This window comes from Lysinibacillus sp. NPDC093692, from assembly GCF_050280125.1.
GTDB lineage: Bacteria > Bacillota > Bacilli > Bacillales_A > Planococcaceae > Lysinibacillus.
This window is the reverse complement of the sequence record NZ_JBNNUW010000013.1, coordinates 76,204-99,860: the sequence shown is the minus strand read 5'-3', so window position 1 is coordinate 99,860 and position 23,657 is coordinate 76,204. Positions and strand designations below refer to the sequence as shown.

The following is a 23,657-nucleotide window of genomic DNA, read 5'->3' as shown; positions in this document are numbered from 1 at the left end:
AATTACATCGCTTGTTCTTCGCCTTCCGCCACTTGATTGGCAGTTGTAAGGTAGAATAAGTCTTTTGGGATTTTATATAAATTAAATTGCGCCTCGCCTCTGTTAACTTGTGCTAATAATGTTGGATGACTTTCATTTGCGCTCACAACATAAGGTAGCTTTAAGGCTGCACGCTGTGATTTTATATTTTCAATTCGAATACGGAGAAATACCGTATGGAAATTATAATCAAAAAATAGTTCATTCAAAAAAAGCATTTTTGCTTTTTGGTTATAACCTAAACCTTGATAAGGGAGTCCGATCCACGTTCCTATAAAGCCTGCACCATCCTCCACATCATGAATGCTAATGGTGCCGATCGGTTGACCCCAATCATCAGTAATTGTCCTTGAAATAGCGAGTCCCTTCGCTTCTTCTTCAATCAGTTGTTTTGTCATAAACCAATATTCATCAGCAGATGTGGCTTTTTGACGGACAAAAGGGAATACAGAAGGGTGTGATAATAGCTCATAGAGCTCTGTACATTCATGTAGGTCTCGATGTTTAAGCATACGAAACGCCTCCTTTACTAGGGTAGTTAAAACAATTCCTTTAAAACATAAAGAAGAAAACTAAAATTCGTACTGGAATTAAAACCCAAAGAACTAGACGTTCAAACTATGATAACCATAATCTCCCGCTGTCTTACTGATTTTTCGACCATACCGAAAAAAGGCTAGTTTTTTTAATATAATATAACAATCACACTGCTTTATGCAATCATTTTCCTCGCTAAAACAAAAAATAAGTTTTTGTGACTGAAAATTCTGAAAAATAGGTAATCGGGTAGATAGTTAAAAACTGTTAATGTATAATTTTGTAGAGTATTAAGTCTATAATATCAATTTTTGAATAAAATAGTGTTTCTTTAGGATTATTTTATTTCTTTAAAAGAGGTAAAATATCAAAAATTACCCTAAAAAGGATATAAATTTTCCAATTCGAGAAGGGTAGTTCTTTTAAATTATGTTATAATAGTAGTATTGATTTTTTTGTATGAACAAAAACTATATTACTATTAACGACTTATGGGGTGGCAGCATGAAATATCTTTTAAGCGAAGTCTTATTTAATGAATTATTTTTTGGAAAAGATTTTGTCTTTTTAATGAAAAAAGTGGGAGACGATTATCAATATATTCGCTTAAATCAAGCAGCTAGAGCTTTGTTTCCACAAGAGGCGAATGGGAAAATGCTTTCTTCCCTTACCCAAAGTCGTAGTTTCACTACAATTCAAGAAAATTACAATCAAGCGATTATAATGCGTAGTCAAGTTGATTATGTGGATTATGCCTATTATAAATCAGAGGTTCGTAAATACGAGACATCTGTTCGTCCGCTTAAACATAATAAAGAAGACTATATTTTAGCTATAACTAAAGAGATTCTCTATGATCGTAGCATCGAAGATAAGTTTTTGTTTCTGCGTTCAATGTTTGATCATGCCTTCTTTTCGACAGTCATCTTATCAGCTGAAGGGACTATTTATGAAGTGAATGCCAGCTTTACAAAAGACTTTGAATTAGATACTGAAACAGTTAAACAGCATCTATTCATTGATCTACCGATTGTTCCTAAAGATGAAGTAGAAAATATACAGAACTATTTACAAAAAGCAGCTATGGGCGAAAATATTGGCGAAAAACTCATTAAGCTTCATACACTGGATAAAAAAGAGCGCAAGTATTTAGTTTCACTATCCCCAGTTATGCAGGGGGATAACTCTTTTGCTATTTTTCTTATCATGCAGGATTTCACACAATTCACCGAACAAAAGGCAGAGTTACGCTCAAAATCTCATGGTTTAGAGGTGTTTAAGGCTGCACTCAATTCTGCAGCTTCCATTGCTGTTCTAGATAGAAATGCAAAAATTTTAGAAGTAAATGATTTGTTTTTAAATGCAACAGGCTTCATTGCAGAAGAGCTAATAGGTCAATCTTCCTTAGAATTAATCGAGCCTCGTAACGATACAGAAGAGTTAGTACAAATACTTAGGACGGGGAGTGTTTGGAGAGGGGAGTTATGCTATCGTACAAAATTCCATGCTGATTGCTGGGTAGAGACAACTATAGTTCCATTGAAAAATGAATTTGGCGAAACAGAACAATATTTATCCATTAACTATAATATTACGGACAAGAAAAGAATGTTAACGGAATTGAAAAATATTGAACGAACATTCCGTCTCATTACAGAAAATACAAATGATTTAATTGTCATAACGAACGAAGATGGCATCATTATTTATGCCTCGCCTTCTTATGAGATGTATTTAGGCTACGAAAATGTAGAATTACAAGGTCAGTTTTACAATAATATTGTAGATGAACAAAGTAAGAAGGCTTGGCAAACGTTTCTAAATAATTTTTCGGGTCTAACAGAAACACAATTTGAGCTTCTACTAAAGGCGAAGGACGGTACGCCTGTTTGGACTGAAGGAAACGTAACAGTTGTTCATGATCCAAAGCGTGAAAAAGTATCACAAATTATGATGGTATCTCGAGAGATTACTCATCGTAAGGAACGAGAGAATGATCTATTATATTTAGCCTATCACGATACATTAACACAATTACCAAATCGCCGTTTTTTAAACAAGGAGTTCCCGAAAATATTGGCAGAAGCAAAAGAACATAATGAGTGTTTAGCTATACTCTATATCGATGGGGATGACTTTAAGACTGTAAATGATCAGCATGGCCATGACACGGGGGATGATTTTATCCGAAAGTTTGGTCAAGTATTAATCACCGCGGTACGTAACCACGATTTAGTGATTCGAATGGGTGGTGATGAATTCGTTGTCGTCTTAACAGATTTAACTAGGGATGGTAAGACGAGGCATACTCAAATGATGGATATTATAAATCGCATTCGTAATGAACTGAAAAAAGGTTGGACGATTGAAAAACATCACTTTGCACCAACAGCGTCCATTGGTATCGCTTATTATCCGGATCACGGTCAAACATTAAATGGATTGCTAGAATTAGCAGATCAAGCTTTATATAAAGCGAAGGAAATCGGGAAAAATAATCACTATATTACTGACATTTAATCAACTATGCCTCGGCAACAACACAAGGGCCGACTCAATGTCGGTCATTTCGGTAATGACTGGCGTTTTTAGCGATGCTGGTCAATTAGCCGTTATCGCATGGATACAATGATTTCTCCTTAGAATTTTAAAAAAAGTCTGTATTACAAGTAGTTGCTTGTGGTACAGACTTTTTGTTTGATGGTATGCTATAACCGGATTAAGGAAAAAACCTTATCGTTAATTTGGAATAGAAGGTGATGTAATGCCGAAAAAAATACTTTTGGTGGAAGATGAGAAGCATATCGCTCGTTTTGTAGAACTAGAATTAAAACATGAAGGCTATGATGTATTAGTCGCTTTTGATGGACGTGAAGGACTTGAACTAGCTTCATCTGATAATTTTGATGTGTTGTTATTAGATGTAATGCTTCCGGGTATAAATGGAATTGAAATTTGTCGTCGAATACGCACGCAATCGAAAGTACCTATTATATTGTTAACGGCACGAGATGCTGTGATGGATCGTGTAGCTGGCTTAGATGCTGGTGCAGATGACTACATAGTAAAACCATTCGCTATTGAAGAACTATTAGCTAGAATTCGTACTATTTTACGTCGGGTGACACCGGATGAAAAAATGGAGAAATCATTACATTTTCGAGATATCGAAATGGATATCGCGGCATATGAAGTTTTTGTACAAGGGAATAAGCTTGATTTAACGAAAACAGAATATGATCTACTAAAACTATTAATAGAACATAAAAACAAAGTTTGTACACGGGAGCTAATTTTAACCTCCGTATGGGGGTATGATACGGATATAGAGACAAATGTCGTAGATGTATATATTCGGCATTTGCGAACGAAACTACCGGGTGATACGAATGCCTATATTGAAACCGTTCGTGGGGTTGGGTATGTGATGCGTGAATGAAAAAATGGAGAGATTATTTAGTCAATCAGTCATTACAAAGAAAATGGATGCTAACTTCTAGTGCTGTTATATTTTTTAGCTATACTATTATATGTATTGTCGTATATATTTCACTTCATACATGGCTATCAAATGACGAGGCAAGTAAAATCAAACGGACAAGCGATGATTTGGTGTATTTTTTAGAGTCACAAGGACCTAATCTTACCATTCAGGAAATTCAACAAAATAAAGGTCTTATAGATTCTATTGCCGATCGTGATCAAACGATTAGAATGTTTAATTTAGATGGCGATCAGATTCTTCGTATTAATAATACTTCCCAGGCTGCACCTCTTTCCTCAATGGGGGAAATTATTGATATGACAATTGATAAAAAAGATGTCATTGTCATTAATGAACCGATTCAACTTGGTTTCTTTCATGGATATATTCAGGTGATTCATCCTTTATCGAAGTTCCAGTCTTTGATGCATTATTTATTGACGACAATGCTAATAGCGGGCTTAGGAGCATTATTGTTATCAGCATCTATTGGTTTTTATCTTGCAAATTATTTGATGAAACCATTACGGGCGTTACGTTCATCGATGAAAACCGTTATGGATAAAGGATTTAATGAACCGATTCAACTAACTTACACGTCTCATGATGAGATAGGTGATTTATTGAAAATGTACAATACGATGATGAATGAATTGCAAATATCATTTGCACAGCAGCAACAATTTGTTGCAGATGCCTCTCACGAATTACGAACGCCTATTCAGGCAATTGAAGGGCATCTATCCCTTTTGAAAAGATGGGGGAAGGATGATCCTGAAATTTTAGAGGAATCTATTAATACTTCGCTAACGGAAATTGCACGAATGCGAAAAATGATCGAAGAATTACTAGAACTTGCTCGTCGTGAGGAAAAAGATATCGATAGTGAGGCTGATGCAGTAGCTGTTATAGAAGCGGTAATCGAAGAGACGAGACTCTTTCACCCAAAAGCTCGAATAACACTGTCGAAAAATGAGGAAATAGGGCGGATATTTATAACAGAAAATGCACTTAGCCAAATTGTTCGTAATATAATAGAAAATGCTATTCGTTATTGTGAAATAGTTCCTGAAATTCAAATTTCACTTGCTGTTTCCGAGAAGGAAGTATTGTTAAAAGTGGAAGATAATGGGATTGGAATAGCGAAAGAAAATATTCCATTCATTTTTGATCGCTTTTATCGGGTCGACGAGGCAAGGAATCGTCAAATCGGAGGAACAGGCTTAGGGCTTAGTATTACAAAAATGTTACTTGAAAAATACAATGGCTCTGTAGAAGTCAAGAGTGAGAAAAATGTTGGAACCGTTTTCTTCATGAAATTCCCTTTGAAAAATTGAGAAAAATACACGCTTTATTTCATTATTCTATCCTTTGGGAAAAAAATTGCTTAATTTGCTAAAAAGAGTTGTATTTTTTGTGAAGAGTAGTAAGATTGAGATGGAAAAAACGTTCTTTAAATAATGGATGAGAAGTCAAACATCCTTTAAAAGAACGGAAAATTATTATATAATTAATTGTAATTTAATTAATGGAACTGCCGAAAGGCAAAATTTGGAGGTCATTTTTCATGTCGAACAACGTTACAACTGTAAGTTCTCCATGGTCAGCTTTTTCTGGTCCTAACCTAGGATATGTGATGGAGCAATACGACTTATTCTTACAGTCTCCTGAAGAAGTAGAACCGGAGTTAGTATTATTATTCCAACAATTTGGTGCACCAGTAGTAGTAGAAGGTGAAGTAGCTGTAGCTAGTAATGCAGCAGCTCCTGCTGGCGATTACAAGAAAGTGTTAGCAGCTGTGAAATTAGCAGATGCAATCCGTACAAACGGTCATTTAGCGGCAGATATTTATCCTTTGAAAAACCGTGAACTACAAACAGCTCAAATTGAAGAAAGCGCGTTCAACTTAAGCGCTGCAGATTTAGCTGAAATTCCTGCAGCTGTCTTCTTCAAAGATGTGCCAGCAAACGTGAAAAATGGTAAGGATGCAATCGATTACTTAAAATCTGTTTATACAGATAAAGTAGCATTTGAATATAATCACGTAGTAGCAACTGAAGAACGTGATTGGATTCAAGCACAAATTGAAACAGCTTCATTTAAACAAGCATTAGCTTCTGATGAGAAAAAAGCTTTATTAGACCGTTTAACTCGTGTTGAAAACTTCGAGAAGTTTATTCATAAAACTTTTGTAGGTCAAAAGCGTTTCTCTGGTGAAGGTTTAGATACTCAAATCGTCCTATTCGATGAAATTTTGAAAACAGCTGAAACAAATAGCGTTAAAAATGTACGTATTGGTATGGCCCACCGTGGTCGTTTAAATGTGTTAACACACATTTTAAATAAACCATATGACATGATGTTCTCTGATTTCGCACATGTTTCTAATGAATTATTTATGCCAGAAGATGGTCGCCTTGAAATTACTAAAGGCTGGACTGGTGATGTAAAATACCACATGGGTGCTTCTTACAACCGCGAATCTGGTATGAATGTTAAACTTGCTTACAACCCTTCTCACTTAGAAGTAGGAAATCCTGTTGTTTTAGGTACTGCACGTGCTGCACAAGATGACACTTCTAAACCAGGGCAAGCTATTCATAACCGCACAAAAGGATTAGGAATTCTTGTGCATGGTGATGCTGCGTTCCCAGGTCAAGGGATCGTAACAGAAGTATTAAACTTTGCAAAAACTGAAGGGTTCACTACTGGTGGTACAATCCACATCATTGCTAACAACATGATTGGATTTACAACTGAACTACAAGACTCTCGCTCATCTGTATATTCTTCTGACCCTGCAAAAGGTTATGAAGTACCAGTTGTGCATGTAAATGCAGATAGCCCTGAATCTGTAGTTTTAGTTGGTCGTTTCGCAGCTAGCTACCGTCAAAAATTCGGTAAAGATATTATCGTTGACCTTCTTGGTTACCGTCGTCATGGTCATAATGAAACGGATGACCCAACTGTAACAAACCCTGAAACGTATAAATTAGTTTCTAAACATGAACCTGTCCGTTCTTTATACGGTGCTCAATTAGCAGCTGAAGGTGTAGTTTCTGCTGATGAAGTAGCAGCTTTAGATAAAGCTATTTATGCAGAAATGCAAGCAGCTTATGATCATGTAAGAGAAATGGCAGATAAAGATGAACATAAACATTTAGAAATGCCAGAAGAATTAAAAGTAGAATTCCCACAAATTGATACAGCAGTTGGTGCGGAACGTTTAGAAAAAATAAATGAAGAGCTTTTAGTGTTTGAAGAAAACTTTGAACCACAGAAAAAGCTTGGCAAAATTTTAGAAAAACGCCGTGATGCATTTGCTTCTGCAAAAATCGACTGGGGTCATGCAGAAACTTTAGCTTATGCAACAATTATTCAAGATGGCACACCAGTACGATTTACAGGTCAAGATGCACAACGTGGTACGTTCTCTCAACGTCACCTAGTGTTACATGACAAAAACAATGGTAATTTATTCACGCCACTTCACCATATTTCAGGTGCAAATGCATCATTTTCAGTACACAACTCTCCACTTACAGAAGCTGGGGTAGTAGGCTTTGAATATGGTTACAATATAGAAAACGACCATGTATTATCAGTATGGGAAGCTCAATTTGGTGACTTTGCTAACATGGCACAAGTTATGTTCGATAACTATATTTCAGGTGCACGTGCTAAATGGGGTCAAAAATCTGGTTTAGTAATTCTTTTACCACATGGTTATGAAGGTCAAGGTCCAGAACACTCTTCAAGCCGTATGGAACGTTACTTACAAATGTCAGCTGAAAATAACTGGTTCGTAGCAAACTGTTCAAACGCAGGTAACTACTACCACTTATTACGTCGTCAAGCAGCATTATTAGGTACTGAAGGCGTTCGTCCACTTGTGGTTGTATCACCTAAGTACTTACTTCGTCACCCATTAGCTGCAGCAAATGCTGATCAATTAGCAAATGGTTCATTCCAAGAAGTAATTGAACAACCAGGCCTAGGTTCAAAACCAGAAGCTGTAGAGCGCATTGTTTTAGGTTCAGGTAAAGTCATGATCGACATCGCAGACCGTATTAAAGACGGTGAAGGCTTCGATCACCTACACATTACTCGTGTAGAACAACTTTACCCATTCCCAAAAGAGCAAGTTGCTGGTATTATTGCTAAGTATCCTAATGTAAAAGAAATTGTTTGGGTACAAGAAGAGCCTAAAAACCAAGGTTCTTGGAATTATGCATTAGAAACATTACACGACCTTTCAGAAGGTAAAAAGCTACGTTATGTAGGCCGTCCTGCAATGAGCTCAACTTCTGAAGGTGATGCAGATTCTCATAAAGCAGCTCAAGCCGCACTTGTAGAAGAAGCAGTTGCTGAGCCTGTAAAGGTTAAATAATCATATATTAAATATTTTTGAGAGCCGGGCTACTTGCTTAGGCAGTAGCCCATTGATGTGCACCAATGCACGTTAATTAAAGGAGGAAATGAAAGTGGCTGAAATTAAAGTCCCTGAATTAGCAGAATCGATTACAGAAGGTAGTATCGCACAGTGGGTAAAAAAAGTGGGCGATCGCGTTGAAAAGGGTGAATTCATCGTTGAACTTGAAACAGATAAAGTAAACGCTGAAATCATCTCTGAAGAAGCAGGAGTTTTAACTCAAATTTTAGCTGAAGAAGGCGATACTGTACTTGTAGGTCAAGTAATCGCAGTTGTAGAAGCTGGCGAAGGTGCAGCACCTGCTCCAGTTGCAGCAGCTCCAGTTGAGGCAGCTCCAGCTCCAGCAGCACCTGCTCCAGTTGCAGCAGCTCCAGTTGTAGTAGAAACTTCTGGTGAGCGTGTAATCGCGTCTCCAGCAGCACGTAAACTTGCTCGTGAAAAAGGTATTGACCTTGCTGCTGTATCTCCAGTAGATCCACAAGGCCGTGTACGTGTACAAGACGTTGCAGCTCATGGTACAGCTCCAGTAGCAGCACCACAAGCAGCTCCAGCAGCACCTAAAGCAGTAGCAGCTGTTGATGAATCACGTGTGACAATTGAAAAAATGAGCCGTCGTCGCCAAACAATTGCAAAACGCTTACTTGAAGTAAAACAATCTACAGCAATGTTAACAACATTTAACGAAGTAGATATGACAAACGTTATGGCTTTACGTTCTCGTAAAAAAGACCAATTCTTCGAGTCAACTGGCTCTAAACTTGGTTTCATGTCATTCTTCACAAAAGCTGTAGTTGCAGCACTTAAAAAATACCCATATGTGAATGCACAAATCTCTGGCGATGAAATTCACTTAAACAACTTCTTTGATATCGGTGTAGCTGTATCAACAGAAGAAGGTTTAGTAGTACCAGTAGTACGTGACGCTGACCGCAAAAACTTTGCTGAAATTGAAGATTCAATTGCAGACCTAGCTAAAAAAGCACGCGACAAAAAATTAGGTTTAGCAGATCTTTCAGGTGGCTCATTCACAATTACAAATGGTGGTGTATTCGGTTCATTAATGTCTACACCTATCATGAATGGTACACAAGCTGGTATCCTTGGTATGCACTCAATCAAAAAACGTCCAGTTGAAGTGAATGGTGAAGTAGAAATTCGCCCAATGATGTACTTAGCACTTTCTTATGACCACCGTATTATCGATGGTAAAGATTCTGTAGGCTTCCTTAAAACTGTTAAAGAACTACTTGAAAACCCAGAAGATTTATTATTAAATTCTTAATTCCTGAGTTTCTTAAAACCTTGCGAACATCGTTTCGCAAGGTTTTTTTGCTTTTTATGAAGCATTTGTGGGAGGGAAGGATAAAAGAGCCAAAGTGACGGATAAAGCAAGCGAAGCGACCGAAAGAAGAGCTGAGATCGTTTGTGAAAGTTTCACAGTAAAAATGCGTATAGTGCAAATGGTGTTATCTTTACAGTTCAACAATTTCTTTTGAATTACTATAAAATAATTTAAATATTAATTATTTGCTTGATTTCTGAAAAATCAGTTCTTTGTCGCGTGTGTTACAAGCGTATCCACGTATATAAGTTGGTTGGAGTACGTACAATGGAGCATGGGCGATTTTACGGACTTTCTCGACAAAACATTCGAATAAATCATTTTCGACTTTGCAAAAGTATATATATGTCTTTAAAAGGCTAAAAAACCCTAATATTGTAATTAATCAGAAAAGTAATAAAATTGTCTTGACGAAAATATTGTTTTTATAGTAGTATCTTAATATCAATTAAATATACAAACCTCACATTTATCCTATTGTGAGGTAGAGGCGCGGTATTTATTAGTTCATTGTTGAGTATAAGCAAGCGAAGACGCAATGGAGAAGGAACTATCGCCGAAGTATAAAAGGAGCTCGTACTTTTATGCTGGGTCTGCAGTGAATAAGTGCAGGACTGTCCTAGTGAATTATTTTCCAGGTTTACTAGGTTGTGCTATCTCGGAATGATGGAATTTTAGTGAGGATTTGGGCAACTGTTAAAAAAGTAAGACCTAAGTTCAGTACTTAGGTCTTTTTTGGTACAGTTGTCTTATTTTTTTACAGAAAAGGGGAATGTTACATGAAAAGAAAATGGTTAGTATTAATGTTGACCGTAATGACAGCAATCTTGCTAGCAGCTTGTGGTGCTAGTGACAAGAAGGAGACGACATCGTCTAGTAATGGCAGTGCAAGTACTGATAAGAAAGAAGAAAGCGGCCAATTCCGAATCGGGATGGAGGCGGGCTATGCTCCGTTTAACTGGACGCAGCAAAGTGATGCAAATGGCGCGGTAAAAATTGCCGATAATGCAGAATATGCAGGCGGTTATGATGTACAAATGGCGAAAAAAATAGCTGAAGGCTTAGGAAAAGAATTAGTCATCGTAAAATTGGAATGGGATGGCTTAGTACCAGCTCTACAATCAAATAAAATAGATGCAATCATAGCAGGTATGTCACCTACTGCAGAGCGCAAGCAGACAATCGACTTCACTGACAATTACTATACATCTGATTTTGTAATGGTTGTTAAAAAAGGTAGTAAATATGAAAATGCAACATCTATTCAAGATTTCTCAGGTGCAAAAATTACTTCACAATTAAATACATCTAACTACACTGTTATTGATCAAATCAAAGGTGTAAAAAAACAAACAGCAATGGATAGCTTCCCAGCAATGCGTGTAGCAGTAGAAGCTGGAAAAATTGACGGCTATGTAGCAGAACGTCCAGAAGGTATTTCCGCTGCTGCTACAAATGATAAATTCACATATGTAAAGTTTGAAAAAGGCTTTGATACAGATGTTTCTAATACATCTATTGCAGTTGGTTTACGTAAAGGTGATGCTGAGCTTGAAAAAATCAATGAAATCTTAAAAGGTATTTCAGAAGATGATCGTCAAAAAATTATGGAAGAAGCAATCCACCACCAACCAGCAGCACAATAACAAGAATGCACGGGCTAACTATTAGCCCGTGCATTCCATAACATCTCATTTAATAACAATCACAAAAAAATAATAATGTCTTAGCTAATAGTTTCATAAAATTAAAGAAACAGAAGCCCAATGAAAGTGGTTGATAGCTAAGAGACAACAGTAACGAAAAAGCAACACGACGTTGTTAGGAGGTACATCATGAGTCTTGATTGGATTATTTCTATTGTTGAGAACAACTGGCAAATGTTTTTACGAGGTGCTTATTATACATTACTTATTTCAATTAGTAGTACAATTATTGGTGCACTTATCGGATTTTTCATCGGAATTATGCATACCATAAAGGTTCGCAAAAAAGGTGTAAATTTCTATAGCTTAAAGCTCATTAATTTTTTACTAACATGCTATGTCGAATTCTTCCGTGGTACACCAATGATTGTACAAGCAATGGTTGTATTTTACGGATTAGATATAGCATTTGGCATTGATATGCACTTTATTACGGCAGGTATTTTAGTTGTTTCACTAAATACAGGTGCTTATATGGCAGAAATCGTACGAGGTGGAATTGTTTCCATTGATCAAGGGCAGTACGAGGCTGCATCGGCTATTGGCATGAATCATGTTCAAATCATGCTACATGTTGTATTACCACAAGTTGCCCGAAATATATTGCCGGCAACAGGTAACCAATTAATTATGAACATTAAAGATACAGCAGTTTTAAACGTTATTGGGGTTACAGAATTATTTTTCCAAACAAAGTCGATTGCGGGTAATAACTTCCGCTATTTCGAATCCTTCTTTATAGCATGTATCCTATATTTCGTCATGACATTCACAGCATCAAGAATTTTACTGTATATTGAAAAGCGACTGGATGGACCAGATGCCTACAAAAAACAACAGAAAGAAGCAGTATAGGGGGATGAGCAAATGACAGTTATTAAAATAGAGCATTTAAGTAAATCATTTGGTCGTAACCAAGTGTTGAAGGATGTAAATTTTCAAGTAGAAAAGGGTGAGGTTGTCTGCTTAATCGGTTCTTCTGGATCTGGTAAATCAACACTACTACGCTGCATTAATTTACTGGAAACACCAAGTGGCGGTCAAATTTTTTATAAAGATGAAAACATTTTAGACGATAAACATAATATCCAAGAGTACCGAACACATTTAGGCATGGTATTCCAGCAATTTAACTTATTCAATAATCATAATGTGCTAAAAAATTGCACAGTTGGTCAAATGAAAGTATTAAAGCGTTCGAAGGCAGAAGCGGATGAAGTGGCACTAAAATATTTACAAATTGTTGGTATGGATCAATACGTCAATGCGAAGCCTCGGCAACTATCTGGCGGTCAAAAACAGCGTGTAGCGATTGCACGAGCATTGTCAATGAGCCCAGATGTAATGCTGTTTGATGAACCGACGTCAGCTCTCGATCCAGAAATGGTTGGAGAAGTATTAAAGGTAATGCGTCAGTTAGCGGATTCTGGAAATACGATGTTAATCGTTACACATGAAATGGAATTTGCTAAAGAAGTAGCCGATCGTGTAGTCTTTATGGATAAAGGTGTTATTGTAGAGGATGGCCCTCCAACTCAGGTTTTAGTAAACCCTCAGCATGAACGGACAAAAGCGTTTTTAAAACGGACATTAAGATAAAAAAGTTTACACGTTTGGTAATGAATAACTAAAAAAGTGAGTCCAAACGAATTTTATTAATAGTCAATATATAATGTGTAACAATTAAGCTGAACTAAATTAGTTCAGCTTTTATTTGTGATTAAGATATAATCTGGGCCACTCCAATTTAACGGTACAGTCAACTCTAGGAACTTTCTTCTACTGATAGCCTCAATTTTAGGCAGTTAAGGGGGTAGGACTTTGAAAAAATTATGTATTCTATTTACCGTAATTAGTGTTCTATTACTTGGATGTTCGCAAGAAAAAAGCTATAACGTATGGGTTGATTCATCAACACAAAGTCAAGAAACTATTGATTCAGCGATAAAAAGGCTTTCTAAAGCCGGGGTTGATTTCATTATTGATGAAAATGGTAGTGTCTTAGTAAATGAAAAAGAGATGGATAAGGCTGTAATGTGCTGTTCTTAAGCTGAAGGGGACTCTTTTTCGAAAAGGATAATGCCTTTTTTATAATTATTATGCACTTTATTGAAACGAAAACCACGAAATGGTTTTAGGAAGCAAAAGTTCAGTGATGCTAACATTGTAACTTAAACTTTCAAGTCTCCAAACAGAATATCGAAGTAAAGTGGCAAGGGCGACTGATGAGCTTGTTCACTGCAGTCCGTATAATAAAAATAAAAACGTACACTACTAAAATTGAATTTAGTAATGTACATTTTTAATTTTTTACTGAGTTATTTTCTAGAATTCCATTCTGCGTATAAAATAAAACAAATTGCAAATGCAACGGCCAGGATAAAAAACCATTGCGGTACACCACCAAAGCTCATGTTAACACCTCGAAGTAAAATTTTTTATTAATTTTCTCCATTCATTTAGACTCCCAACTCTGCATGTATTGGGATGAGAGCTACAGTGAAATATCTACTGAATGAAGACATGTCCTCAGACGCATTGTTTATCTGTGCGACAGCACCTATTACATCAATACGAAATTGATATGGTTAAAAAAATGGATAGTTAGGGAGAAAATATGGTCATCTATGGTTTTTTTCTCCACAAGCGTACAAAAATATTATAAAATAAGCTGTATACATTAGCTTCGTGCTAGTAAAGAGAGGTAGAGAGATTATGTTACATTTAAAATGGAAAGATGCTCCAACAGTACGCACAGTTACTTGTAAGCATACAAATGCATCAAAATATTTAGTGTCAAACGTATTAACAGTAGGGCAACAATATGATGTGAAAAACGAAACAGAAGAGTTCGTTTTTATTATCGATAACACTGGTAATATTGGTGGCTACTATAAAGATTATTTTGAATAAGCAAATCAATTTCGCCTTGGCGTAATTGATTCCGGATTTTCATTCAATAGGTTTGAATGAAAACCAAAGGGTGGTTCAGATGATTTCTGAGCCACCCTTTTTTGTTGATAAAACGGAATCATCCATGCTTAAAGGTTTTTAATTCAGCAACTTCTTGTAGATGCTCTTTTTCCTGCTCAGTAGCTGTATGAAGGGCGAAGACATCTTGGATAGCTGACTTCAGCTCATGCTGTGTTTCTTTGAATTTTGATACTTGCTGTGCAAAGGAAGGGCTCGTAAAACGATCATTTGCACGAGATAATTTTTCCTCTAGCTGCGCGTAGCGATGATCCATATGCATAGACAACATCATAGCTAACTGATTTTTCCAAAGTGGAATAAGGGTAACGATTGAAAATTCTATTTTTTCCGCTAGTGTTTGATTGGATTGTTGGATCATGCGTATTTGTGGCGCAGTTTGTAAGGCAACTTGCTGAGAAAGTTGTAGGTCATAAATACGTTGATCTAGACGTTCGATTTGAGCGGCAAAATCATTGAGCTGCTGGACAGCTAGTGGCTGTTTTGATGCCTGTACACTTGTCACTTTTTCTGGAAGTTCAACTTCAATGGCTTGCTGCTTCTTCATTTGTCCAGCTGCAATGGCAGTCGCTAACTCTTCAAAGTATCCTCTATTATGTGCATACAGTTCTTCTAGCATTTCTACATCTTTAAACATTTGAAGCTGTGCACGTTCAAGCTGAACACCAATTCGCTCTACTTGGATACTAGTCCGTTCAAACTCCGTTAATGTTTGCTTAACAGTAGGCTCAATTTTACCAAACATTTTTTTAAAAAAGGACTGTTTTTTTGGTTCTAATGCGTTAGGGTCCACTCGGTCTAATGTATGCATTAACGAGTCTAACATTTGGCCAATTTTTGTGACGTCTTTCTGTTTTACTTGTGCAAGCATTCGATCAGCAAATTGAGAAAGTGATCGCTGTGAATCTTGCCCTAAGGACAGGACTGATTCGAAGTTAGTTAGGTCAAGCTGGCTAGCATATAAAAGTGCACGACTTTGTGCAAGTGGCGATAGCGTTTCATACGTCGCCATCGCCTCATTATTTGTAGTTTCTAAATAAGATTGCACAAGAGGGGAAATACCTTGTATTGTATTTAGTTGAAATGCGTGATCATTTGCCGTCACTTATCATCGCCTCGCCACTCCAATTGTTCTTTTCGTCGTATATTGGAACGATTCGCAAATTCGATTTCCATTTGAAGATGGTCGATGTCGTTAGAAAGCGCATCCTTTAAATCAATTTGAATCGTATCATTTAAATCTGTAAGTGTTTCTCTTGTTTTAGATAAGGTAATTTGTATTTCCTTATCTTTCACAGGCTGCCGTGATAACATCGTATATTTATCCGTTAATTCAACAGCGGATGGGAGATGTGCATAAAAAAACTGTTCAACATTATAAAATTTTCGTGGATCTGTTTTAACAATTTTCACGATATTTTTTGAAATACGTGTCATTTCGAGTAATTGCTTAAATGCAGAAACAGAACGTACACGTAAGTAGTTTTGACTTAATGTTTGAATGTTTTTATTGGCTGCTTTAAGTTGAGTTTCAATATGTTTGTATTCTTCTTTTGTTATACCGGCTAATTGTATGAATTTCTTTTTCTGTCTATGTTTCAACAACGTCGTACTTGACGCGTATGTTCCAGCGAACAATAAACTACCAAGTAAGTATCCTGGTGTTGCCGCAAATGCTGCGATAGAAACAGTTGTGAGAGAAATTAAGAGGCTAGCGGTATGTCTAGAGAAAAACTGTCCGACACTGAGCATGTTTCTTCCTCCTAGCATTTAAATATGTCTATCTTCTTATACGAAATAATCGACATAAAGTTTCAATGAAAAAATAAACCTTACATAAATTTTACAGCTATTTGTAAAGTTTCTCAATGATATTACTTTGGAACAGGGAATTTCCTTATCTTTTTAATAGGCACAGTGGAACGAAGTCGGACCAAACAATAATCGACATCGCTAGTTCCAGATACTCATTGAGAGGTTGAAAACTTTAACTATCAAAGATTTTTTATTATTGCATAATCAAATCGTAGCTATTCATATAATTCGCAAATTGTTTGTCTTGCTCCACTTACGTACATATTTTAACATAATGAATTCTCAGTAGTTTGAATGTCATTTTGTGTTAAATGAAATGTTTCATAGCTGATCTTTTGTGAGAGATGAGGATCGAACTTATAAAATAAAGTAGAAATAATAAAATTTTGTTAAAAAATGATAATAAGGGAATTATTAAGTAAAAAAATATTTTTTATATAAAACTATTTACACATAGTGAATATGGTGTTATAAAAAGAGAATGATAATTGTTATCAAATGAATTGATGGAGGCTTTCAAGTGTTTTTTAGATGTAACAAAAAAACGATTGGCTTACTAATGGTTGTTTCAATGCTTTTCTTATTAGTAGGTTGCAATTCAAAAGATGCGTCAAATAAAGATGCAAAAGATGTAACAGAATCAATCAGTATCAAACATGAAATGGGGATGACAAAAGTTCCGACAAATGCTAAAAAGATAGTTGTTTTAGAACTTTCTTTTGTGGATGCTTTACAAGGTGTTGATATTACACCGATTGGTATTGCAGATGATAATAAAACGGACATGATTGAGAAGCTTGTAGGCAAAAAAATAAACTATACTTCTGTTGGTACTCGTGAACAGCCAAACTTGGAAGTTATTAGCTCACTTCAACCAGATTTAATCATTGCGGATGTACAACGTCATAAAAACATTTATGAGGACTTACAAAAAATAGCGCCAACGATTGAATTGAATAGTCGTGAGTCAACATATATAGAAAATATTGATTCATTCAAAACAATTGCGAAAGCTGTAAATAAAGAGGCTGAAGCTGAGAAACGTCTCAAAGAGCACGATAATAAATTGGCTGCTTTAAAAGCTGAATTAGCTGATGAAAAAGGAAAAAGTATTTTAACAGCAGTTGTTCGTGATACCTCTTTCCAAGGACATACGGCTTCTTCTTATGATGGTGAACTTTTAGAGAATTTAGGCTTTGAAATTGCTGCAAAAAGTAATGAAGCTTATGTGGAAATCAACTTAGAGCAACTTTCAACAATCGACCCTGATATTTTAGTGTTAGCGCAGAATGAAGGTAAATTAGTTATTGATGATTGGAAGTCAAATCCTCTTTGGAAAAATTTAAAAGCTGTGAAAGAAAACAAAGTTTTTGTAGTAGATCGCGATTTATGGACTCGTTATCGTGGGGTTATTTCATCTGAAGCAATTGGTGATGACCTTGTTAAACAATTAAAAGATTAATTTCTTTACTAAAAGCGAGAATGTTGATAATACAACATTCTCGCATTACTTATTTTTAGATATGTTTTCAGTTAAAGGTGTGATACAAACAATGGGTTCTAAACGAACATTGAATATATGGGTCGTTGCATTTATAAGTCTATCTTTACTTTTAATTGGTTTATTTTTACACCTCAGTGTTGGTTCGACTATTATGAACATCCATACAATTTTTAATGCAATCTTTCAAATAGATCAGTCAAGAGAAACAACGATTATTCAGACGCTACGCTTACCTCGAACAATACTTACGGTGATGGTAGGGGCTGCATTAGCAGTAGCAGGCGCATTGATGCAAGCTATTACACGAAATGCACTTGCTTCTCCAGAAATCTTTGGTGTCAACGCGGGTGCCTCATTAGCTGTAGCATCTGCTACACTGCTATTTGCAACACTGAGTCCATCAATGACCGTGTATGCAGCGTTTATTGGTGCATTGCTTGGAGGAATAACAGTATATGTATTCGCCTCTGGAAGGAAAATGACACATGTCAAACTAGCACTTGCTGGAACAGCGATTCATCTTTTCTTTTCTTCTATTACACAAGCTATCGTTATTTTAAATGAACGCGCAACCGATGTGCTCTATTGGCTTGTTGGATCTCTGAATGGGAAAGATTGGACACATGTACAAGTTGCATCGCCGTGGATCATTATTGGACTGGCAATTGCCTTTTTACTCTCGCGTTCATTTTCCATATTATCATTGGGAGAAAGTATGGCGTCCAGTTTAGGTGAAAGAGTTCAATTGATTCGCCTAATTGGAGGGTTACTAGTTATTATGTTGGCCGGCTCTTCGGTTGCAGTGGCAGGTCCAATTAGTTTTATTGGTCTAATTGTGCCTCATATTACACGGAAACTTGTCGGTCCGGATTATAGCCGGGTCATCCCATTTTCGGCACTTTTAGGAGCAACTTTATTATTATATGCAGATATTTTATCTCACTTTATCGTATATCCTTATGAGTCACCGGTGGGAATTGTTACTGCTCTGATAGGCGCTTCATTTTTCTTGTATTTAGTAAGGAAGGAGCGACTTATAAAGCAATGATTAGAAAGAAAAAGCCTAATTTACTGATTAGCATCTGTGGAATTATTTTGCTCGCGTTTTCTTTTATTAGTTTAGGAATTGGATCTATATCAATATCACCTATCGATATTTTTAGTGATAATTCTTTTATTTTGTTTAACTATCGTTTACCTCGTATGATTATTGCGATTATTGTGGGAGCATCATTGGCAGTTGCAGGAGCAATTTTACAAATTATATTGAAGAATCCACTAGCTTCTCCGGATGTTGTTGGTGTCACAAAGGGAGCTAGCTTATTTGCAGTTGCTTCTATGATTTTACTACCTAATGCTTTGACAATCATGTTGCCTATATCAGCACTTTTAGGAGCGGTCACTGTAGCAACAATTCTATTAGTTTTTGCTTATAAGCAAGGCGCAAAAACGCACTCCTTTGCTTTAATAGGAATAGCATTAAGCGCGATATGCCAAGCGGGTATTCAATTTTTTATCGTTAAATTCCCTGATAATGTTAATACTACATTGCTTTGGCTTACTGGGAGTTTATGGGGACGTAGCTGGAACGAAATACTGTTCTTAATCCCTTGCATTATTTTGTTACCGATCATGCTATTATTTGCTCGGAAATTAGAGATTTTAGGATTGGGTGATAAGGTGGCGGCAAGCCTAGGTGAAAATGTGCAATTATTACGTTATAGTTTCCTTTCTGTTAGCGTAATTTTAACAGGTGCTTCTGTAGCAGTAGTCGGATCAATAGGCTTCATAGGATTAGTAGTTCCACATCTTTCTAAAAGGCTTGTTGATACAAACGCACGTAGATTTTTAACAATGTCAGCTATTTTAGGTGCCTTATTTTTATTAATGGCTGATACGATAGGAAAAGGACTCATGCCACCAGTAGAAATTCCAGCTGGAATCGTTACAGCTCTCATTGGTGCGCCGTATTTTCTTTATTTACTTAGACGTGAAAAAAATAAGTGAAAGGATAATCGACTTTTATGACACAACTATCAGCAAAAGAATTAACACTGACTTATGAAACAAATACGATTATAGATGGAATCAATTTAAACATTCCGAAAGGGAAAATAACGATCATCATTGGGGCGAACGGTTGTGGAAAATCGACAATTCTTCATGCCTTAGGTCGTTTGATGAAGCCTAAACAAGGTAGTGTCTATCTAAATGGGAAAAACATTCATCAATATTCTCCGAAAGAAGTAGCAAAGCAACTTGCCTTTTTAGCGCAGTCACCAGAAATACTGGAAGATTTAACAGTAGAGGAATTATGTCTATACGGACGTCACCCACACAAAAGCTTGTTTGCACGCCATTCAGATAAAGATAAGGCAGTCGTGGAAGAAGCATTAAAAGCTACAAAAATGGATTTATTAAAAGATCGCACATTAGATGCATTATCTGGTGGTCAGAGACAGCGTGCTTGGATTGCTATGGCATTAGCGCAAGAAACAGATATATTACTACTTGATGAGCCAACAACATATTTAGATTTAGCACATCAAATTGAAGTACTTGAATTACTTCGTGCATTAAATCAGAAGCACAAAAACACTATAATAATGGTTCTTCATGACTTAAATCAAGCAGCGAGCTATGCAGATTATTTAATCAGTATAGCGGATGGGGAAATATATCAAGAGGGAACGCCTAATGATATTTTTACAGAAGAAATGATTCAACATGTATTTGGGCTCAATTCAAAAATTATCGAAAGCCCTGTTAATCAAGCCCCCATTTGCATTCCAATAGGTGTTATTTAAATTAAATAGTTTCATTTGAAATAAAAAGATTGAAGCAGTCGTTTTCAATCTTTTTATTTTTTTCTTTTTGAAAAAGCGCCTTTGCTAAGTTTAATCGTAAGGCTTAAAATGCTTTAATTGTTCTGGCGAAAGAGTTGTTCCATTTATTGTATAGTACTCAAATTGCCCTAAACGGTCTTTATCATGAGCAAAATAAATATAGACGACATTTGTTTCATCAGAAAAAATTACATTCACCCAATAACTTGGAAGACCTGCAAAGTGCCAATTACATTCAATAGATTGAATCGCTTTCTCCCGATACGACATATCTTCGATCAAATAGTTTTCGATTCTTTTTTCATATAGACGCTTTTTGATATGTACTGTACAAAATGGTGCAAGCAACATAATGATGATCCCAACAATCATTAATTTTTTCATTCGCCATCTCCCTAAACAGTTCTGCCTAATTTCGTTTCTATTAATTATTATATTGTCTTGTCGATTATAGATAGTCCTTTATATTTCATATAGTCAGTTCTAACTATATGTAGTTTTTTAATTCCATTTGAAAGAGATAAATATTGTTTAATATGATAAACAACATTATAATAGTGTTAATTATATCCAATTCTTGAGATACTTTCATGTAGAAGAAAGGGAGTCTGCCATATGCTAAAGAACACAAACAAGAATGTTGAGATATTGGAAACTAAAATTATTTTAGAGAAATATAAGGAAAATATAGAGTCAATACAAAAATCATTAAGCCAACTAGAGTTGGAAGTTAGTAATTTGCAAAGTGAAGGTTTAGTTGAATTAGAAAAGCTAGCGAACGAATTAAATATGCTACAGCTGCTTTCAACGAGTATAAAATTTAAAGCTAATAGTCTAAACTGTAATAACAATAAAACCATTGTGACATCAATAACTGAATAAAATAGTGATATCAAGTTCACATCCAATTTGAAATAGGTTTATATAATGCTTCATAGATTGTTACATATTCTAAAGGGAGATAGATTCAAGAAGTACGTTATTACTAGCGTGCAATAATAAAGAAGCTAGACTACATAATGACTTAGACTAGTAACAACAGTTTCTAACTGGAAAGAGCATTGGATATATCTAATCTCATGAAGGGAGATTTCCTCAAATTTTGGACCGACAGCAAGGCGCCACACTCACAACGAGTAGTGGCTTTTTATTTTGCATGTTATTGCATCATTAAAAGGGCCACCGAAGGGTAGTGACCCTTAGATAAAATTCATTAGAGGCTTTGAAGTTCATAATTGTCATGTTATGGATTAAATATCTATGATATATGTCAGGTACGTTAATACGAATTATACAAAAACGCTGCACCGATAATAATTAGGAGAATAAATAGAACAACAAGTAGCGCAAATGCTGAACCGTAGCCAGAACCAGATCCACCATTACCATAAGATTGAGACATAATAATTCCCTCCTTTCTGTAATTTATAATATGTATAGTTTTTTATAGGGGGTGAGATATCTATCATAGGTTGTCTTAGAAAAAGATTTAACTTCTTTCCGCGGGTATCTAAATACGCGCGGAAGGAGGGAATACCCGCGGAAGCAAGGTAAATACCAGCGGAAGCGAAGCGAATACCCGCGGAGCAAAGCAATACCCGCGGAAGCGAAGCGAATACCCGCGAAAGCAAGGTGAATACCCGCGGAGCAAAGCAATACCCGCGAAAGCAAGGCAAATACCCGCGGAAGGAAGGTGAATACCCGCGGAGCAAAGCAATACCCGCGAAAGCGAAGCGAATACCCGCGAAAGCAAGGTGAATACCCGCGGAGCAAAGCAATACCCGCTAAAGCAAGGTAGATACCCGCGAAAACTGGCAAGACAATGTGCGTGGAAGTTTACTTTCCCAATTCATTGTAAGTAGATAAATAATTAACAATGACTAAGCATTTATTATTTGCACGAGTCAACAAATTGTACAAGATTCTCATACTATTCTCCTTATGAGTGACATCCGCTAGAGGTTTTGGACAAACGTATGTTGGTCACTCAGTCGTGTGTTGTTAACATCGCTGACGCCCGACTAACGCTTCACTTTCGCTAAGTAAATCACTTACTGAAGGAAGTTAAATTATTTTGTTCAGTATTAGTCCATATTGGCAGGAACTTTTGGGCATGTAGCTGAAGATAATATTATTGTATGTATTAGTAAGTTTTGTGATCGCGAATAGTATAAGCAGTATACATACAAAAGAGGTTCATTTCTTCACTTTTTTTGTAACTAAATCCAACTGTAATATCAAAAAGTCTAATTTGAAGGAGACCAAAGTTATGAAAATATCGAAGGGAGTAGAAATGCTCCATATTGAATTTCAAGAACATATTATTCATCCAACTCTTTTATGGGATCAAGAAATGGCTGTTTTAATAGATACTGGATTCCCCGGACAAATGGAAGATTTACGCGTGGCTATGGAAAAGGTCGGAGTGCCGTTGGATAAGCTAAAAGTTGTCATTTTGACGCATCAAGATATTGATCATATAGGTAGTCTTCCTGATATATTACAGCAGTATGGAAATACTATTAAAGTATATGCTCATGAATTGGATAAGCCTTATATTCAAGGGGATTTAACTTTGTTGAAGGATGGGCACCTAAAGAATCTACCAAAGGGCAAGGTTGATGATATTTTGAAAGATGGTCAAGAATTACCGTATTGCGGTGGGATTCGCATTATTCATACGCCAGGGCATACTCCTGGCCATATCAGCTTGTATTTGGAAGAAAGTAAAACACTAATTGCTGGAGATTCGATGTACTGTGTAAACGGAATAATTGGGGGAATTCATATACCGACTGCACTTGATATAGATGAAGCCCGAAACTCTTTGAAGAAATACCTAGAACTCGACATTGAATCTGTGATTTGTTACCATGGAGGACTGAGTATGGATAATATTAATGAGCAGATTCAAAAAGTAATTTCAGAACCTTAGTAAATTAATTCGTAAAAAGGCCACTA

Annotated in this window: 21 protein-coding genes and 1 riboswitch; of the genes, 16 read left to right on the top strand and 5 right to left on the bottom strand. The window is 36.2% G+C overall.

Going from position 1 to position 23,657, the window contains the following annotated elements:
- Nucleotides 1-2: 2 nt before the first annotated feature.
- Complete coding sequence (locus ACQKN4_RS15145; RefSeq protein WP_427484073.1) at nt 3-551, bottom strand: GNAT family N-acetyltransferase; 549 nt, start codon at nt 549-551, stop codon at nt 3-5.
- A gap of 529 nt (nt 552-1,080) precedes the next feature.
- Here ACQKN4_RS15145 and ACQKN4_RS15140 point away from each other — a divergent pair.
- The 10 genes from ACQKN4_RS15140 (at nt 1,081) to ACQKN4_RS15095 (ending at nt 14,453) form a co-directional block, all read left to right on the top strand.
- Nucleotides 1,081-3,096 (top strand): diguanylate cyclase domain-containing protein, encoded by a 2,016-nt coding sequence (locus ACQKN4_RS15140; protein WP_079562249.1) that lies wholly within the window; start codon nt 1,081-1,083, stop codon nt 3,094-3,096.
- A gap of 244 nt (nt 3,097-3,340) precedes the next feature.
- On the top strand, nt 3,341-4,015 hold the full coding sequence (locus tag ACQKN4_RS15135) for a response regulator transcription factor (RefSeq protein ID WP_079562250.1): 675 nt from the start codon (nt 3,341-3,343) through the stop codon (nt 4,013-4,015).
- A complete protein-coding gene (locus ACQKN4_RS15130) occupies nt 4,012-5,397 on the top strand; it encodes an ATP-binding protein (RefSeq protein WP_427484072.1) in 1,386 nt (461 codons plus the stop codon). Before ACQKN4_RS15135 ends, ACQKN4_RS15130 begins: the two co-directional genes overlap by 4 nt.
- 230 nt (nt 5,398-5,627) lie before the next feature.
- A complete protein-coding gene (locus ACQKN4_RS15125; RefSeq protein ID WP_079562252.1) occupies nt 5,628-8,450 on the top strand; it encodes a 2-oxoglutarate dehydrogenase E1 component in 2,823 nt (940 codons plus the stop codon).
- Between the two features lie 94 nt (nt 8,451-8,544).
- On the top strand, nt 8,545-9,774 hold the full coding sequence (gene odhB / locus ACQKN4_RS15120) for a 2-oxoglutarate dehydrogenase complex dihydrolipoyllysine-residue succinyltransferase (protein WP_427484071.1): 1,230 nt from the start codon (nt 8,545-8,547) through the stop codon (nt 9,772-9,774).
- 537 nt (nt 9,775-10,311) lie between these two features.
- Nucleotides 10,312-10,498, top strand: a riboswitch (Lysine riboswitch).
- A 115-nt stretch (nt 10,499-10,613) separates the two neighbouring features.
- Nucleotides 10,614-11,480, top strand: coding sequence for a transporter substrate-binding domain-containing protein (locus tag ACQKN4_RS15115; RefSeq protein ID WP_427484070.1), 867 nt, complete (start codon nt 10,614-10,616; stop codon nt 11,478-11,480).
- A gap of 189 nt (nt 11,481-11,669) precedes the next feature.
- Nucleotides 11,670-12,395 (top strand): amino acid ABC transporter permease, encoded by a 726-nt coding sequence (locus ACQKN4_RS15110; protein ID WP_079562255.1) that lies wholly within the window; start codon nt 11,670-11,672, stop codon nt 12,393-12,395.
- Between the two features lie 12 nt (nt 12,396-12,407).
- A complete protein-coding gene (locus tag ACQKN4_RS15105) occupies nt 12,408-13,139 on the top strand; it encodes an amino acid ABC transporter ATP-binding protein (RefSeq protein WP_079562256.1) in 732 nt (243 codons plus the stop codon).
- Between the two features lie 222 nt (nt 13,140-13,361).
- The gene (locus ACQKN4_RS15100) at nt 13,362-13,589 is read left to right on the top strand and encodes a hypothetical protein (protein WP_427484069.1); all 228 of its coding nucleotides are present in this window, start codon (nt 13,362-13,364) and stop codon (nt 13,587-13,589) included.
- A 666-nt stretch (nt 13,590-14,255) separates the two neighbouring features.
- Nucleotides 14,256-14,453 (top strand): DUF6501 family protein, encoded by a 198-nt coding sequence (locus tag ACQKN4_RS15095; RefSeq protein ID WP_079562258.1) that lies wholly within the window; start codon nt 14,256-14,258, stop codon nt 14,451-14,453.
- A 118-nt stretch (nt 14,454-14,571) separates the two neighbouring features.
- Here ACQKN4_RS15095 and ACQKN4_RS15090 read toward each other — a convergent pair whose 3' ends face one another.
- Both ACQKN4_RS15090 and ACQKN4_RS15085 read right to left on the bottom strand, forming a co-directional pair.
- Nucleotides 14,572-15,636 (bottom strand): toxic anion resistance protein, encoded by a 1,065-nt coding sequence (locus tag ACQKN4_RS15090; protein ID WP_427484068.1) that lies wholly within the window; start codon nt 15,634-15,636, stop codon nt 14,572-14,574.
- Nucleotides 15,633-16,283, bottom strand: coding sequence for a 5-bromo-4-chloroindolyl phosphate hydrolysis family protein (locus tag ACQKN4_RS15085; RefSeq protein WP_079562260.1), 651 nt, complete (start codon nt 16,281-16,283; stop codon nt 15,633-15,635). Before ACQKN4_RS15085 ends, ACQKN4_RS15090 begins: the two co-directional genes overlap by 4 nt.
- A 622-nt stretch (nt 16,284-16,905) precedes the next feature.
- Here ACQKN4_RS15085 and ACQKN4_RS15080 point away from each other — a divergent pair.
- The 4 genes from ACQKN4_RS15080 (at nt 16,906) to ACQKN4_RS15065 (ending at nt 20,657) form a co-directional block, all read left to right on the top strand.
- Nucleotides 16,906-17,808 (top strand): ABC transporter substrate-binding protein, encoded by a 903-nt coding sequence (locus tag ACQKN4_RS15080; protein ID WP_427484088.1) that lies wholly within the window; start codon nt 16,906-16,908, stop codon nt 17,806-17,808.
- Nucleotides 17,809-17,890: 82 nt separating this feature from the next.
- Nucleotides 17,891-18,898 carry a FecCD family ABC transporter permease gene (locus ACQKN4_RS15075; protein WP_427484087.1) on the top strand — a complete coding sequence of 336 codons (1,008 nt, stop codon included), beginning with the start codon at nt 17,891-17,893 and terminating at the stop codon, nt 18,896-18,898.
- A complete protein-coding gene (locus ACQKN4_RS15070) occupies nt 18,895-19,857 on the top strand; it encodes a FecCD family ABC transporter permease (RefSeq protein ID WP_079562262.1) in 963 nt (320 codons plus the stop codon). The genes ACQKN4_RS15075 and ACQKN4_RS15070 overlap by 4 nt, the downstream gene beginning before the upstream one ends.
- Before the next feature lie 17 nt (nt 19,858-19,874).
- On the top strand, nt 19,875-20,657 hold the full coding sequence (locus ACQKN4_RS15065; RefSeq protein ID WP_079562263.1) for an ABC transporter ATP-binding protein: 783 nt from the start codon (nt 19,875-19,877) through the stop codon (nt 20,655-20,657).
- A 90-nt stretch (nt 20,658-20,747) separates the two neighbouring features.
- Here the strand turns inward: ACQKN4_RS15065 and ACQKN4_RS15060 are convergent, their stop codons facing one another.
- Nucleotides 20,748-21,080, bottom strand: a complete 333-nt coding sequence (locus ACQKN4_RS15060; RefSeq protein ID WP_079562264.1) for a DUF3139 domain-containing protein — start codon at nt 21,078-21,080, stop codon at nt 20,748-20,750.
- Nucleotides 21,081-21,311: 231 nt separating this feature from the next.
- Between ACQKN4_RS15060 and ACQKN4_RS15055 the strand changes: the two genes are divergently transcribed.
- Nucleotides 21,312-21,578, top strand: coding sequence for a hypothetical protein (locus ACQKN4_RS15055; protein ID WP_079562265.1), 267 nt, complete (start codon nt 21,312-21,314; stop codon nt 21,576-21,578).
- A 397-nt stretch (nt 21,579-21,975) separates the two neighbouring features.
- On the opposite strand, the gene ACQKN4_RS15050 is transcribed toward ACQKN4_RS15055, so the two are convergent.
- Nucleotides 21,976-22,098 (bottom strand): YjcZ family sporulation protein, encoded by a 123-nt coding sequence (locus ACQKN4_RS15050; RefSeq protein WP_079562266.1) that lies wholly within the window; start codon nt 22,096-22,098, stop codon nt 21,976-21,978.
- An 867-nt stretch (nt 22,099-22,965) separates the two neighbouring features.
- Here ACQKN4_RS15050 and ACQKN4_RS15045 point away from each other — a divergent pair.
- Nucleotides 22,966-23,631, top strand: coding sequence for an MBL fold metallo-hydrolase (locus ACQKN4_RS15045; RefSeq protein ID WP_427484067.1), 666 nt, complete (start codon nt 22,966-22,968; stop codon nt 23,629-23,631).
- Nucleotides 23,632-23,657: the final 26 nt, after the last annotated feature.